This window comes from Streptomyces sp. NPDC002309, from assembly GCF_053593375.1.
Map to the genome: position 1 here is coordinate 119,016 of NZ_JBSFCI010000012.1, position 14,348 is coordinate 133,363.

Consider the following 14,348-nt stretch of genomic DNA (forward strand, 5'->3'; position numbering starts at 1 on the left):
CCGACCGTGCGGTCCCCCACAGTCGCTTCCTTGTGAACATTGTGTGAATCCCCCCGGAGGTGAGCACCCGACAAGTTCGTCCTCCTCTCGGTGAAGTCGCCTACTTCACCGGAAACACCCCGTGATGGACTGGGTGTTGCCCTGGGGGCCGGCGCATGGGGTCCGCCCGCTCCCCGCCGCACGACATCCCTGTCCACCAGGCCATGAGCCGCCCGGCCGACCGCGTCCGGCCCGTGGGCACGGTGTCCGACGGGAGGCCGCCGTCACGCGATCCCGCGGCTTCGACGACCGCCGGATCCGTCCAAGTGATGCCGGACAGCCCTCGGACACAGCACCATGTGTCGCAGGTGTGTGCGGGGTGAGGAGTGAATGTGGTGAGACGCTACGCCTTCCGGCTGCCCCGGCACCCGGCCTCCGTCGGTCTCGCCCGGCGCCGGGTGCGCGACCATCTGACCGACTGGGGGCTCGGACCCGGCACCCCGGCACTGGCCGACGCCGTGCTGCTGGTGTCCGAGCTCGCCACCAACGTCGTGCGCCACGGGCCGCGGACGGAGGCCGAGTTCGAGATCGCGGTGACCGCGCTGGCCGACGGCTCGTTCCTCCTCGAGGTCTCGGACGACGGCAGCCGCATACCCCGCCTGAGGGCGGTCGACGACGACGAGGAGGCCGGTCGGGGCCTGCATCTCGTGGAGCACATAGCCACCGCGTGGGGCGTCTGGAGCAGGGGCGCCCACGGCAAGACGGTGTGGGCCCTGGTGCACTCGGGGGCATAGGCCCACGCACGGCGCTGCAAGGGCGCCGGGTCCATGCACGGCGCCCACAGGGCACCGGGCCCACGCAGGGCGCTATCACGGGCGCCGGGCCCCCGAGGGGTGCCCACGGGGCACCGGGTCCGCGCGCGGCGGTTTCAAGTGCACCAGGCGCACGAGGGCCGCCCACACGGCACCGGACCCACGCAGGCGCTACAAAGGCACCGGCGCCCGCATGGGCAGCGTCACCGTCACCGTCATGCCCTCGCCCGGCGCCGTGCGCACCCCCACCGCGCCTCCGTGGGCGTGGACCACCCCCTGCACGATCGCCATCCCCAGCCCGCTGCCCGCGCCGCCCCCCGTGCGGAAGAAGCGGTCGAAGACGCGGGCCGCGTCGTCCGCGTCGAGCCCGGGACCGTCGTCGGCGACGCACAGCCGCACCGCCCCGTCGTCCGCCCGCTCCAACGCGAGCCGTACCGGCGCCTCGGCGGGCGTGTGGACGCGCACGTTGGCCAGCAGGTTGCCCAGGACCTGCCGGAGCCCGGACTCGTCGGCGTGCACCAGCACCGAGCCGTCGGCGCTGACGGACATCGGGCGTTCCGGCTGCTGCACGCGCAGGTCCTCGGCCGCGTCGCGCACCAGTCGGCTCACGTCGACGTCGCGGAAGCGCAGTTGGGGCTCCTGGTCGAGCCGGGCGAGCGTGAGCAGTTCGTCCACGAGCCGGCCCATGCGGTCGGCCTCCGCGAGCACCCGCTCCCAGGCGCGTGCGCGGTCCGCCGGGTCACGCAGCATGCCCTTGTCGTAGAGCTGGAGGTAGCCGCGTATCGCGGACAGCGGGGTGCGCAGTTCGTGCGAGGCGTCGGCGACGAAACGGCGCAGCTGGGCGGCGCTGTGCTCGCGGGTGCGGTACGCCGACTCCACCTGGTGCAGCATCGAGTTGAGGGCGAGCCGCAGCTGTTCGACCTCCAGCGTGGGTTCCAGGCTGGACGGCACACGCCGGGTCAGGTCGCCCTCCGCGATGGCCGTGGACGTCTCGACCATGTCCTCCAGCGGCTGGGTGCGGCGCCGCACGCTGAACATCGTGAGCCAGGCCAGCATCGCCGTCAGCACGATGCCGGCCGCGATGTCGAGCTTGAGGGCACGCGCGACGACCTCCCTCAGGGACTCGGTCGACGCGGCGAGCAGCACGGTCGTGCCGTCGGCGAGCCGACCGGCGGTGACGCGGTAGTGGCCGCCACTCATCTCCAGGTCGTGCGGCTCGGTGTCGGCGGAGAGGGCCGCCGGATCGTCCACGGCGGCAGCCAGGGCCCGCTGGGCGCTGGTCGGAGTGATGCCGCCGATGGTCCTGGCCTGCCCCTCGCGGTCCACGGCCACGAAGAGCGAGCCCTGCACGAGGGAGTCGGTGTCGTCGCCTGAGGCGCCGGACCCCACCTTTTCGCTCAGGGCGAACAGTGCGGTGAGCGAGTCGACCTGCTCGAAGGTCAGCGGGGTCTCACCGATCGAGTCCCGGGACACCATCAGCTCCCGGTCGATGGCGTCCAGCAGATACAGCCGCATGCCCATCAGGCTGACGCAGGTCGCCACGACGACGCCGAAGGCGAGCAGCAGCACGTTCGCCATCGTCAGCTTGCCGCGCAGGGAGCGCGGTCCGCGTGCGCGGCGCCTTTTCGGCCACCTCATGCCAGGCCGTACCCGACGCCCCGCCGGGTGGTGATCACCGGCGGTCCCAGGGTGTCCAGTTTGCGCCGCAGATAGCTGATGTAGGTCTCCACCACGGTCGACTCGGACGGCGCGTGCTCGTACTGCCAGACGTGCCGCAGGAGTTGCTCCTTGGGCACTATCCGGCCGCCGTTGCGCACCAGGAAGCGCAGCAGCGCGTACTCGGTGGGCGTCAGCTCGACCGACCTGCCCGCGCGGTGCACGCGGTACGTCGTCTCGTCCAGCTCCAGGTCGCCGTAGCGCAGGGGTGGGCGCTGCGGCAGGACGTCGGCGGGACGGGTGCGGCGCAGCACCGCGGTGACCCGGGCGACCACCTCGTCGATGTTGAACGGTTTGGTGATGTAGTCGTCGCCGAAGCCGAGGGCGCCGACGATCTCCGCGGGCGCGTCGCGCGCGGTGAGGAAGACCAGCGCCAGATCGGGGCGGCGCGCCCGCAGTTCACGGCCGAGGGCCCGGCCGTCGCCGTCGGGGAGCATGACGTCGAGGAGCGCCGCGTCGGGCCTGGTGCGCTCGGCCAGGGCGAGCGCCTCGCGGACGGTGCCCGCGGTCATGACCTCGAAACGGTGGTAACGCAGGGCGATCGCGAGGACGTCGGCGATGCTCACCTCGTCCTCCACGACCAGCACGGTGCCGGGAGCCGTCGTCATGCCCCCAGTATCGGCGCGGCCACTGACAACCGGGCCCGGGATCGCTTTGGAGTTCCTTGAGAGTCATGGCCGCGTCGTGTCCACGACCGCGCGGCGCCGCCGATCCTGTTGCGCAGGACCTGGGGGACCGACCGACTTGCGACGAAGGAGCGTAGAGCGTGGCGACATTGGCACGCTGGTGCTATCGGCACCGGCTGGTGGTCCTGGTGCTGTGGGTGGGGGCGTTGTCCGGCCTGGGCTTCTCGGCGACGACGGCGGGTACGGACTACGCGAACGTCTTCTCCCTGCCCGACACCGACTCGAAGCGCGCGTACGACCTGATGGAGAGGGCCTTCCCGGAGAGCGCGGGCGACACCGACACGGTGGTGTGGAAGGTCGACGAGGGCACGGTCCGGGACCAGGAGGTCCGGTCCCGGATCGAGCCCGCGCTGGAGAGCATCGGCGCGATGGACGGCGTCGGCGAGGTCACCGGCCCCTACGCCGGTGAGCGGGGCGCCGCGCAGATCAGCCGGGACGGAAGGATCGCGTACGCCCAGGTGACCTTCACCGAGCAGGCGAACGCCGTCCCGATGGAGCTGATCGAGGACGTCGTGGACACCGCGCGGGCGGCGCAGCGCGACGGGCTCCAGGTCGAGCTGGGCGGACAGGCGATCGCGCGCACCCAGGAGCCGCCCACCGGCACGGCCGAACTGGTCGGTATCGGGGCGGCGGCGATCGTGCTGTTCCTGGCGTTCGGCTCGCTGTCCGCGATGCTGCTGCCGATCGTCGTGGCGATCTTCGGCGTGGGTACCGGCATGCTCTCGACGATGCTGCTCAGCCATGCCACGAACGTGCCCGACGTGGCTCCGCTGCTGGGCTCGCTGATCGGCCTCGGCGTCGGCATCGACTACGCGCTGTTCATCGTCACGCGGCACCGGCGTGCCATCCTGCGCGGTACGAAGCCGGAGGAGGCGGCCGTCATCGCCCTCAACACCTCGGGCCGGGCGGTGCTGTTCGCCGGTGGCACGGTCTGCATCGCCCTGGCCGGCATGCTGGTGATGAACCTGCGCTTCCTGGACGGCGTGGTCATCGCGACCTCGCTGACCGTCGTGTTCAGCGTCCTCGCGGCCGTCACGCTGCTGCCCGCGCTGCTGGGCGTGCTCGGCATGCGGGTGCTCAGCCGCCGGCAGCGGCGTCGGCTGGCCCACTCGGGCCCGGAGTCGGAGGAGGCCAGCGGCCTCGCGGCGCGCTGGTCGGCGTACGTCCAGCGCCGGCCGCGCACGATCGCGGCGCTCGCGCTGGCGGTCATGGTGGTGCTGTCCCTGCCCGTGCTGTCGATCCGGCTGGGCGCCACCGACCAGGGCAACCACCAGGACACGCAGACCACCCGGCAGGCCTACGACCTGCTCGCCGAGGGCTTCGGTCCCGGTGTCAACGGCCCGCTCCAGGTCGTGGTGGACGGTGCGGCACCCGACGCGCTGGTCTCGGGCATCGAGTCGGCCGAGGGCGTCGCCCAGGTGGCCGCGCTGCCGCCCGTGAACGACGTCACGGTGATCCAGGTCGTGCCGACCACCTCACCGCAGTCCGAGGAGACGGACCGGCTGATCGACGTGCTGCGCGACGAGGTGATCCCGGCGTCCGGCGCCGAGGCCCATGTGGGCGGCGTGACAGCGGTCTTCAAGGACTTCGCGTCGGTGACGGGTGACCGGCTGCCGTACTTCGTCGCGACGATCATCGCGCTCGGTTTCCTCCTGCTGCTGGTGGCCTTCCGCTCGCTGGTGGTCCCGCTGACGGCGGCGCTGATGAACCTGATCGCGGCGGCCGCGTCCTTCGGCGTCCTGGTGGCGATCTTCCAGTGGGGCTGGGGCACGGAACTGCTAGGCATCGGCAAGGAGGGCCCGATCACGGCGTTCCTGCCGGTCATCATGCTGTCGCTGCTGTTCGGCCTGTCGATGGACTACCAGGTGTTCCTGGTGAGCCGGATGCACGAGGAGTGGGTGCACACCAAGGACAACGCGCGCGCGGTGCGGGTCGGCCTCGCGGAGACCAGCCGCGTCATCAACTGTGCCGCCCTGATCATGATCTGTGTCTTCTCCGCGTTCGTGCTCAGCGGTGACATGGAGGGCGCGATGGCCGGCATCGGCCTGGCGGCGGCGGTGGCGCTGGACGCGTTCATCCTGCGTACGGCGCTGGTGCCGGCCGCGATGCACCTGCTGGGCAAGGCCAACTGGTGGCTGCCGGCGGGACTGGAGAAGCGGCTGCCGCATCTGGCGGTGGAACCTCGGGAGCAGGAGCCCGTCGAGGAGACGAGCGGTCCCGCCTCGGTGGTCCACGGCTTCATCCGCACGGTGGAGGGCGAGCCCGTGTCGGACGCGGCGGTGACGCTGCTGTCGCGCGGCGGGCGTCAGCTGGACCGGGTGGCGTCGCTGGCGGACGGTTCGTACATCGTGGCCGTACCGGGGCCGGGGACGTATCTGCTGGCGGTGACGGCGGCGACGCACCCCTCACGCGAGGGTCAGGTGGCGGTCGGTGAGGGGCCGTTGGTGTACGACGTGGAGCTGGCGGAGGGGGAGGTGGACGCCGTCAGTCAGCCTTCCGCTGCCCGGCCTTGATGATCTGCTCCACGTCGAGGGCGACCTTGGCGCCGATCGTCTCGGGCAGCGTGATCGTCTCGCCGGGAGCGTGAACGCGGTGGTTCGCGTACTCGCTCCCGGTCGGCTCCGTGAGGACGTGGAGTCGCTGATGCTTGCGGTCGACGATGACGTAGACGGGGATCTTGGCCTGGGCGTAAGCGCCTGGCTTGGTCCTCAGGTCGTCCTTCCAGTTGCTGGATGTGACCTCGAGGACGAGGCGGAAGCAGACAGGGTCGTACGTGTTCTTCTCGACGAAATGATCATCGATGTCGGAATCCACCACCACGAGATCGGGGATGGCGTAGTCCTCGGCCCCGGTGGGCAGCCAGAGGCCGACGTTCTGGAGTACTTCGGTCTCCGTGCCGTGCAGTCCAGCGGCAATGAACGGCAGCATGAGGCCGGTGAGGGCGCGGGCGTGCGGCGCATCCGGTGTTGGGGTCACGAGGAGGTGGCCTCCGATGATCTCGACGCGGTAGCCCGGATGGCGCTCCATGATCTCGTCGGCGATGGCCGTGAGCGAGAACGGCTCGTCGTCGTCGAAGGGCTGCTCGACGGATGCAGCGGACATCGCGTGCCTCCTAGGGGCTGGTGTCGAGAGCATCATCGTAGGCAGGTGAGGACCCGAACGTCCCGATCGTGGGGCTTCACCCGATCGTGGATCAGCCCGCCCGGCCCTTGCCTCCCGGGTCCGGCAGCACCTTGGTCATCCCCGGCAGGAAGTCCGTGAAGAGCTCGTGGACCTCCAGCACCAGCGGCCGGAGCACCCGGAAGCGGGCCAGGGAGACGCCCCGGGCGGTGAGGCGGGCGCCCCGTTCGGCCAGGCGGTAGCTGCGCTCCCGCCCCTCCGTGCGGTCGAAGATCCAGTACAGGACGAGGCCCATCTGGGAGAGCCACATCAGCTCCGGAAGGATGTCGCGGAGCTCCGGCGCCACCTTGGTCCGCGAACCCGAGAGCACCTCCCGGTGGACGCTGATGGCCTCCTCGCGCGCGTGCTCCGACTCCGGGGAGAAGGGGCTGAGCGGGCTGTCAGGGTCGGCGGCGTTCTTGAAGAACTGCACTGCGAACTCGTGGTACGGCATGGCCACGTCCAGCCAGGCCTTCAGGACGCCCGCGAGCCGTGACTCCAGGTCGGTCTCCCGGCCCAGCACGTCCCGGACCGCCGCCTGGTGCTCGGCGGCGACCCGGTCGTAGAAGCCCTGGATGAGGTGCTCCTTGCCGGCGAAGTAGTAGTACGCGTTGCCGACGGAGACCCCTGCCTCCTGTGCGATGGCCCGCATCGTGGTCTTGTCGTAACCGCGCTCCCGGAACAGCCGCATCGCGGTCTCCAGGATCAGCGCACGGGTCTGCTCGGACTTGGTCTGCTCGGCCTTGGCCGGCGTACCGCCGCCCGCACCGGGGCGTTCGTTCGGGCTGTCGTTGTTCGCGGGCACGAAGAAAGCCTAGTCAGTGGGACAGGCGCCGTCCGCGCACCCCTTGGGGAGGTACACCCACCCCAGGGACGGCTCGTACGTCCACCCCTCCGCGCGCGGGTAGGCCTGTCCGCCCCACTGCCCGCCACGCCACTTCGCGGCGGCCAGCGCCGCCCCCTTCGCGACCCGCATCCCCGCGGGCGTGCTCAGGCGGTGGGCGAGCGGACGGTGCTCACGCAGCGCCCACAGGGTGACGATCCACGCGGCGGCGCCCTGGTAGACCTGCCCGCCGTCGCCGACGACGGTGATGTCGTCGAGCGTCGTGCGGTGGTCCAGGCCGGGGAAGCGCCGCCGCGCCTCGGCGGAACCGGCCGGCACCAGGTCCAGCGGCACCAGTTGCCGTTGCCGTGCCAGCCAGTCGCGCAGGAAGGCGCACAGCGCGCACTCGGCGTCGTACAGCACGGTCAGCCGGCGGACCGGGACGCGCACCGCGCCCCGGCTCCCCACGGCGGCCGTGGCCACGTCGCTTCCGCCCCGACCCCCGTCCGGGGCGGAAGCACCGCCACCCTGGCCCTCCGGCCCCCCTGCACCGCACCCGCTCCCCGCCGGGGCCGAAGCGCTGTACCCGCTCCGGCCCCCCTGCACCGTCTCCACGGTGCTCAGGCCCCGGTCGCCGGAGCGACCCACCCCTGGGGCGGGACCGGCGGCAGCTGCTCCCGCTCCATCGCGCCGCGCCGCCGGATCCGGTTGAGCACGTAGACGTTGCCCAGGTGCATCACCCCGAGCACCAGCAGCACCACGCCCAGCTTGGTCGACAGTGCCTCGAAGATGCCGCGCGTGTCGGTGATGGTCTCGTCGCCGCTCAGATAGAGCGCGACGAAACCGAGGTTGACCAGGTAGAAGCCGACCACCAGGAGGTGGTTGACGGCGTCGGCGAGCTTCTCGTTGCCGTGCAGTACGTCGGCCAGGAAGATCCGCCCGTTCCGGCTGAGCGTACGGGCCACCCATATGGTCAGAGAGATGCTGACGACCAGGTAGATGACGTAAGCGACGACTGTGCGGTCCATGTCCCCACCCTTTCTTGAACGCGTTCAAAACGCTGACAGGGATGACTGTAGCCCCATTTTTGAACGCGTTCAAGGCGGGCGTGGTGCTCGTCCGTCGGGGAGGCGGCGCGCGCCGCCCGACCTGTGCCCGGGTCAGGAGATCCGGCCCAGCTCCGGCCGTTTGCTGTAGTCCGTGAACCCGACGACGTTCCCCCAGGGATCGGCGATCTCGACCGTCCAGCCGGTCGCCACGGGGGAGGGGGCGTCGAGCAGCGGGATGCCCGCGGCGGTCAGCGACTCCGCCGCCACCCGCGCGTCCGGCACCTCCATCCACACCCGCGGGGACGGCCACGGTGGCGGCCGGTGCCCGAACTCCTCCTCCTCGCGCAGCAGGAGCCCGGGCATCTCGCCGCCGACCTTCAGCTGCGCGATCCCGGCCTCGTCGATCCGGAACCCGGTCGTGAACCCGGCCCGCTCGTAGAAGTCCACGGCCTCGCCGAGGTCCCCGACGGGCAGCAGCACGTTGTCGAAACCGAGCAGTTCGTACGACTCGTCATCTGACATGCCGTCAGCGTAGGTCGGCGGGCGCCCGAACCCCGGCATTGTCAGTGGTGGCCCCTACTGTCGTCGGCATGGCAATCGTGACGTTCGTCGACGAGACGACGACGGGGGACAGGGGCGCGGGCTGGGAGCTCGAGGTCGCCGAGGAGCGGCTCACCGTGGGTGAGTTGATCAGGCGCCGGGTTTTCCAGGAGGTCGCCGAGTACAACGCGCGCACACCGGGCGTGTTCCAGGGGCTGGTGCAGCCCTCGGACGCCGAGCGGGTGCTGAACGGGTACGCGCTGCGCACCCCCCGCCGGATAGACCCCGAGGCGCAGACCGAGCTGGCGCTGAGGGCCTTCGCGGGCAACGGTTTCCTGGTCCTCGTCGGGGATCGTCAGGTCACGGACGTCGAAGAGGAGATCGAGCTGCCGCTCGGCACCGAGGTCACGTTCCTCAAGCTCGTCCCCCTGGTGGGTGGCTGATGATCACATCGACATCCGAGTACGCCGGGCAGGTCAGGGCCGTCCTCGACCTGGTCGCCGCCGGCGACGCCGAGGGGGCCGTGCCCGCGCTGCTCGCCCTCGCCGGGACGATCGACGACCTCTGGAGCGGGGAGGGCCGCAAGGCCGCCACCGCCGTGCGGGACGCCGCCCCGGACTTCAAGGCGGCACTGCTGCACCACCTGGCGGTCCGGTACCACGAGTACGCGGCCGTACGCAGCCGCATCGTGCACCTGGTCGACTGGATCCAGGGCGGGGAACTCGTCGAGGGCCAGTCGCGCGACACCCGCGCCGCGCTGATCCGGCTCGCCGCCGAGCGGGAGATGCACTACCACACCGACCAGTTGGTGCGGCTCGCGGAGCTGGAGCTGACCGAGGGCCGTGACCTGCCCGGCGGGTTCGTCGCCGTCGTCCGCCGCTCCCAGCTGATGCTCTGGAACGGCTCCCACCAACTCGGAACCCTGGTGAAGCGCATGCCCCATCCCGTCGTCAACCCCGGCGAGGCATGGTCCGACCGGGCGCTCGCGGACGTCTCGGGCCTCGACGAGGTCTGGCAGCGGCTGCTCGCCCACACGGCCACGGCCACGGCCGCACGCCCTTCGGTGAAGTGGGAGCGGACGGCGCGGTCCCTGATCGACGCGGTCGGGCCCGAGGCCCTGCGGCAGCCGGCACTGTCCTGGCTCGCCCTGGTCGGCCGCCCCCGCACCCACCCGCTCGTGCCCACGTACTACGGCGCGAACCCCAACGACACCCTTGACCCGTACAACGCCAACGCGCTGCGCGGTCTGACCTGGCTGCTGGCTCTGCTGCCGGCCGACGCCGCGACCGCGCGCACCCTGGGCACGCTGGTGGACACCTGCCTGAGGAAGGTCCAGGGGCTCGGCCCGCGCAACCCCAAGGTCGCCAACGCCGCCGTGGGCGCCCTCGCCCGCCTCGACGGCGAGGCCCCGCTGGCCGAACTGGCCCGGCTCACCACCCGCGTCACCTACAAGGGCACGCTCAAGCTGCTCGACGCCGCGCTCGACACCCGCGCGCAGGCGCTCGGCCTCGGCCGGGACGAGATCGAGGAGCTGGCTGTCCCCGCGTACGGCCTCACCGACGTCGGCCACGCCCGGTACACGTTCGGGGAGGCCACCGCCGAGCTGTCCGTCGACGGCCCCCGGGCGCTGCTGAACTGGCGGAACGCGGCGGGCAAGCCGGTCAAGGCCGTCCCCGCCGCCGTGCGCCGCGACCACGCCGACGAGCTGAAGGAACTCAAGGCCGCGGTCAAGGACATCGACAAGATGCTCACGGCCCAGAGCGAGCGCCTCGACCGGCAGTTCCTCGCCCGGCGCACCTGGTCCTACGACACCTGGCGCGAGCGCTACCTCGACCACCCCCTCGTCGGCACGCTCGCCCGGCGCCTGCTGTGGACCGTCGACGGCATGACCGTCGGCCACGCGGACGGCGCCCTGCGCACCCTCACCGACGACCCCGTCACCCAGGGCGCCGAGGTCGCGCTCTGGCACCCCGTCGACCACGAGCCGGCGCAGATCGTCGCCTGGCGGGACTGGCTGGAGCGCCACGCGGTCACCCAGCCGTTCAAGCAGGCCCACCGCGAGGTGTACCTGCTCACGGACGCCGAGCGCGCGACGGGCACGTACTCGAACCGGTTCGCGGCGCACATCCTGCGCCAGCACCAGTTCCACTCGCTGGCCGCGATCCGGGGCTGGCGCAACAAGCTGCGGCTGTGCGTCGACGACGAGGCCCCGCCCGCCACCCGCGAGCTGAGGCAGTGGGGCCTGCGCGCCGAGTACTGGGTCGAGGGCGAGGGCGAGGACTACGGCGTCGACACCACCGAGTCCGGCAGCTATCTCCGGCTGCGCACCGACCAGGTCCGCTTCTACCCGATCGACGCCCCGGAGAACTCGGCGCACTGCTACGGCGGCGAGTACCGGATGTGGCTGCGCGACGGCGCCGACCCGGTCGGCCCGGTCCCCCTCACCGACATCCCGCCCCTGGTGCTGTCCGAAGTCCTGCGCGACGTGGACCTGTTCGTCGGCGTGGCCAGCGTCGGCAACGACCCGACCTGGCAGGACGGCGGCCCGGACGGCCGCTTCCGCGAGTACTGGACGTCGTACGGCTTCGGTGAGCTGGGCCAGAGCGCCGAGACGCGCCGCGCGCTGCTCGAACGCCTGATACCGAGGCTGGCGATAGCCGACCGCTGCACCCTGGAGGGCCGCTTCCTCCAGGTGAAGGGCGAGCGCCACACGTACAGGATCCACCTGGGCTCGGGCAACATCCTCAGGAGCCCGAACGACCAGTACCTGTGCATCGTCCCCAAGTCGGCCGCGGGCGCACCCCGGTCCGGCTACCTGCCCTACGAGGGCGACCGGATGCTGGCGGTCATCCTGAGCAAGGCGATGATGCTCGCGGACGACACCAAGATCACCGACCCGACCATCCTGAGCCAGCTGTAGACGCAGCCGACCCGGCTTCGGACGCGCCCGAGCCCGCTGTGGACGCGCAAGGGCCCCGTCTCCGGTGCCTCACCGGAAACGGGGCCCTCGCAAAGCGGCGCAGATCAGAAGCGGCGCAGATCAGAAGCGGCGCGGATCAGAAGCGGCGCGTGATGAGCGCCCGCTTCACCTCCTGGATCGCCTTGGTGACCTCGATACCGCGCGGGCAGGCGTCCGTGCAGTTGAACGTCGTGCGGCAGCGCCACACGCCGTCACGGTCGTTGAGGATCTCCAGGCGCTGCTCACCGGCCTCGTCACGCGAGTCGAAGATGAACCGGTGGGCGTTGACGATCGCCGCGGGGCCGAAGTACTGGCCGTCGTTCCAGAACACCGGGCACGAGGAGGTGCACGCCGCGCACAGGATGCACTTCGTCGTGTCGTCGAAGCGCTCCCGGTCCTCGGCGGACTGCAGACGCTCACGCGTCGGCTCGTTGGTGTCCTTGGTGATCAGGAAGGGCATCACGTCGCGGTACGCCTGGAAGAACGGGTCCATGTCCACGATCAGGTCCTTCAGGACCGTCAGGCCCTTGATGGGCTCGACCGTGATCGGCTTCGCGGGGTTGATGTCCTTGATCAGCGTCTTGCAGGCAAGGCGGTTCTTGCCGTTGATCCGCATGGCGTCCGAGCCGCAGATGCCGTGCGCGCAGGAGCGACGGAACGTCAGGGTGCCGTCCAGATCCCACTTGATCTTGTGCAGACCGTCGAGGACGCGCTCCTTGGGGTCGATCTCCAGCTGGAAGTCTTCCCAGGTCGCGTCCGCCGAGACCTCCGGGTTGAACCGGCGGACCCGGAAGGTGACGGTGATGTACGGGGAGGCCGCGGACTGCTCCTCGGCCTTGTCCAGAACGGGTGTAGCCATCAGTACTTACGCTCCATCGGCTGGTAGCGGGTCTGGACGACCGGCTTGTAGTCGAGACGGATGGATTCGGTGCCGTCGGCGCCGACCTCGCGGTACGCCATGGTGTGGCGCATGAAGTTGACGTCGTCGCGGTTCGGGTAGTCCTCGCGGTAGTGACCGCCGCGGGACTCCTTGCGGGCCAGAGCGGAGACCGCCATGACCTCGGCCAGGTCGAGCAGGTTGCCCAGCTCGATGGCCTCCAGCAGGTCCGTGTTGAACCGCTTGCCCTTGTCCTGGATCGACACGTTCCTGTAGCGCTCGCGCAGCTCGGCGATCTTCTCGACGGCCGTCTTGATCGTCTGCTCGGTGCGGAACACCATGACGTTCGCGTCCATGGTCTCCTGCAGCTCCCGCCGCAGGATCGCCACCCGCTCGTTGCCCGTCGACGTCCGCAGCCGCTCGATCTGCTCCAGGACGAGGGACTCGGGGGTCTCCGGCAGCTCCACGAAGGACGCCTTCTGCGAGTACTCCGCCGCCGAGATGCCGGCCCGCTTGCCGAACACGTTGATGTCCAGCAGCGAGTTGGTGCCGAGGCGGTTGGCGCCGTGCACGGAGACACAGGCGACCTCGCCGGCGGCGTACAGACCCGGGACGACGGTGCTGTTGTCCGCCAGGACCTCACCCTCGACGTTGGTCGGGATGCCGCCCATGGCGTAGTGCGCCGTCGGCTGGATCGGGATCGGGTCGGTGTACGGCTCGATGCCGAGGTAGGTGCGCGCGAACTCGGTGATGTCCGGGAGCTTGGCGTCCAGCTGCTCCGGCGGCAGGTGGGTGAGGTCCAGGTAGACGTGGTCACCCTCGGGGCCGCAGCCGCGCCCCTCACGGATCTCGGTGTAGATGGAGCGGGACACGACGTCACGGGACGCCAGGTCCTTCATGACGGGCGCGTACTTCTCCATGAAGCGCTCGCCGTCCTTGTTGCGCAGGATGCCGCCCTCACCACGGGCGCCCTCCGTCAGCAGGATGCCCATGCGCCAGATGCCGGTCGGGTGGAACTGGAAGAACTCCATGTCCTCCAGCGGCAGCCCCCGGCGGTAGACCGCGGCCTGGCCGTCACCGGTCAGCGTGTGCGCGTTCGACGTCACCTTGAAGAACTTGCCGGTGCCGCCGGAGGCGTAGATCACGGCCTTCGCCTGGAAGATGTGGATCTCGCCGGTCGCCAGTTCGTACGCCACGACACCGGCCGAGCGCTTGACGCCGTCGACCTCGGTGATCAGCTGGTCCAGGACGTAGAACTCGTTGAAGAACTCCACGCCCTCCTTGACGCAGTTCTGGTACAGCGTCTGGAGGATCATGTGGCCGGTGCGGTCGGCCGCGTAGCAGGAGCGGCGGACCGGGGCCTCGCCGTGGTTGCGGCTGTGACCGCCGAAGCGGCGCTGGTCGATCGTGCCGTTCGGGGTCCGGTTGAACGGCAGGCCCATCTTCTCCAGGTCGAGGACCGAGTCGATGGCCTCCTTCGCCAGGATCTCGGCGGCGTCCTGGTCGACCAGGTAGTCACCGCCCTTGACCGTGTCGAAGGTGTGCCACTCCCAGTTGTCCTCCTCCACGTTGGCCAGCGCGGCGGCCATGCCGCCCTGCGCGGCGCCCGTGTGGGAGCGGGTCGGGTAGAGCTTGGTCAGCACGGCGGTGCGGCTGCGCTTGGTCGCCTCGATCGCGGCGCGCATACCGGCGCCACCGGCGCCGACGATGACGGTGTCGTACTTGTGGATCTTCATCAGTAGTACCTC

The 14,348-nt window shown here is 70.7% G+C and carries 13 protein-coding genes; 4 read left to right on the forward strand and 9 right to left on the reverse strand.

The window, feature by feature from the left end; genetic code table 11:
• Positions 1-371: 371 nt before the first annotated feature.
• Entirely contained in the window at positions 372-773 is a 402-nt protein-coding gene (locus ACWCPM_RS13060) for an ATP-binding protein (RefSeq protein ID WP_450976204.1), read from the forward strand.
• A gap of 189 nt (positions 774-962) precedes the next feature.
• On the opposite strand, the gene ACWCPM_RS13065 is transcribed toward ACWCPM_RS13060, so the two are convergent.
• Positions 963-2,429, reverse strand: coding sequence for an ATP-binding protein (locus ACWCPM_RS13065; RefSeq protein WP_450976205.1), 1,467 nt, complete (start codon positions 2,427-2,429; stop codon positions 963-965).
• The gene (locus ACWCPM_RS13070) at positions 2,426-3,115 is read right to left on the reverse strand and encodes a response regulator transcription factor (protein WP_450976206.1); all 690 of its coding nucleotides are present in this window, start codon (positions 3,113-3,115) and stop codon (positions 2,426-2,428) included. Before ACWCPM_RS13070 ends, ACWCPM_RS13065 begins: the two co-directional genes overlap by 4 nt.
• A gap of 167 nt (positions 3,116-3,282) precedes the next feature.
• On the opposite strand from ACWCPM_RS13070, the gene ACWCPM_RS13075 reads away from it, so the two are divergent.
• The gene (locus ACWCPM_RS13075; protein WP_450976254.1) at positions 3,283-5,706 is read left to right on the forward strand and encodes an MMPL family transporter; all 2,424 of its coding nucleotides are present in this window, start codon (positions 3,283-3,285) and stop codon (positions 5,704-5,706) included.
• Here the strand turns inward: ACWCPM_RS13075 and ACWCPM_RS13080 are convergent.
• The 5 genes from ACWCPM_RS13080 to ACWCPM_RS13100 form a co-directional block, all read right to left on the reverse strand.
• Positions 5,678-6,295, reverse strand: a complete 618-nt coding sequence (locus ACWCPM_RS13080) for a Uma2 family endonuclease (RefSeq protein WP_450976207.1) — start codon at positions 6,293-6,295, stop codon at positions 5,678-5,680. The two genes, ACWCPM_RS13075 and ACWCPM_RS13080, sit on opposite strands and share 29 nt — an antisense overlap.
• A 91-nt stretch (positions 6,296-6,386) precedes the next feature.
• On the reverse strand, positions 6,387-7,157 hold the full coding sequence (locus ACWCPM_RS13085) for a TetR family transcriptional regulator (protein WP_450976208.1): 771 nt from the start codon (positions 7,155-7,157) through the stop codon (positions 6,387-6,389).
• A 9-nt stretch (positions 7,158-7,166) separates the two neighbouring features.
• Entirely contained in the window at positions 7,167-7,658 is a 492-nt protein-coding gene (locus ACWCPM_RS13090) for a thiol-disulfide oxidoreductase DCC family protein (RefSeq protein WP_450976209.1), read from the reverse strand.
• Between the two features lie 137 nt (positions 7,659-7,795).
• Entirely contained in the window at positions 7,796-8,203 is a 408-nt protein-coding gene (locus ACWCPM_RS13095; protein ID WP_450976210.1) for a hypothetical protein, read from the reverse strand.
• A 132-nt stretch (positions 8,204-8,335) separates the two neighbouring features.
• Positions 8,336-8,746 (reverse strand): VOC family protein, encoded by a 411-nt coding sequence (locus ACWCPM_RS13100; protein WP_450976211.1) that lies wholly within the window; start codon positions 8,744-8,746, stop codon positions 8,336-8,338.
• A 68-nt stretch (positions 8,747-8,814) separates the two neighbouring features.
• Here ACWCPM_RS13100 and ACWCPM_RS13105 point away from each other — a divergent pair, with 68 nt between their 5' ends.
• A complete protein-coding gene (locus ACWCPM_RS13105; protein WP_450976212.1) occupies positions 8,815-9,207 on the forward strand; it encodes a hypothetical protein in 393 nt (130 codons plus the stop codon).
• Positions 9,207-11,684: a DUF4132 domain-containing protein gene (locus ACWCPM_RS13110; protein WP_450976213.1), complete on the forward strand. Its 2,478-nt coding sequence runs from the start codon at positions 9,207-9,209 to the stop codon at positions 11,682-11,684. Before ACWCPM_RS13105 ends, ACWCPM_RS13110 begins: the two co-directional genes overlap by 1 nt.
• Positions 11,685-11,820: 136 nt before the next feature.
• Here the strand turns inward: ACWCPM_RS13110 and ACWCPM_RS13115 are convergent, their stop codons facing one another.
• Both ACWCPM_RS13115 and sdhA read right to left on the reverse strand, forming a co-directional pair.
• Positions 11,821-12,582 carry a succinate dehydrogenase iron-sulfur subunit gene (locus ACWCPM_RS13115; protein ID WP_450976214.1) on the reverse strand — a complete coding sequence of 254 codons (762 nt, stop codon included), beginning with the start codon at positions 12,580-12,582 and terminating at the stop codon, positions 11,821-11,823.
• A complete protein-coding gene (gene sdhA / locus ACWCPM_RS13120; RefSeq protein WP_450976215.1) occupies positions 12,582-14,336 on the reverse strand; it encodes a succinate dehydrogenase flavoprotein subunit in 1,755 nt (584 codons plus the stop codon). The genes ACWCPM_RS13115 and sdhA overlap by 1 nt, the downstream gene beginning before the upstream one ends.
• Positions 14,337-14,348 lie beyond the last annotated feature (12 nt).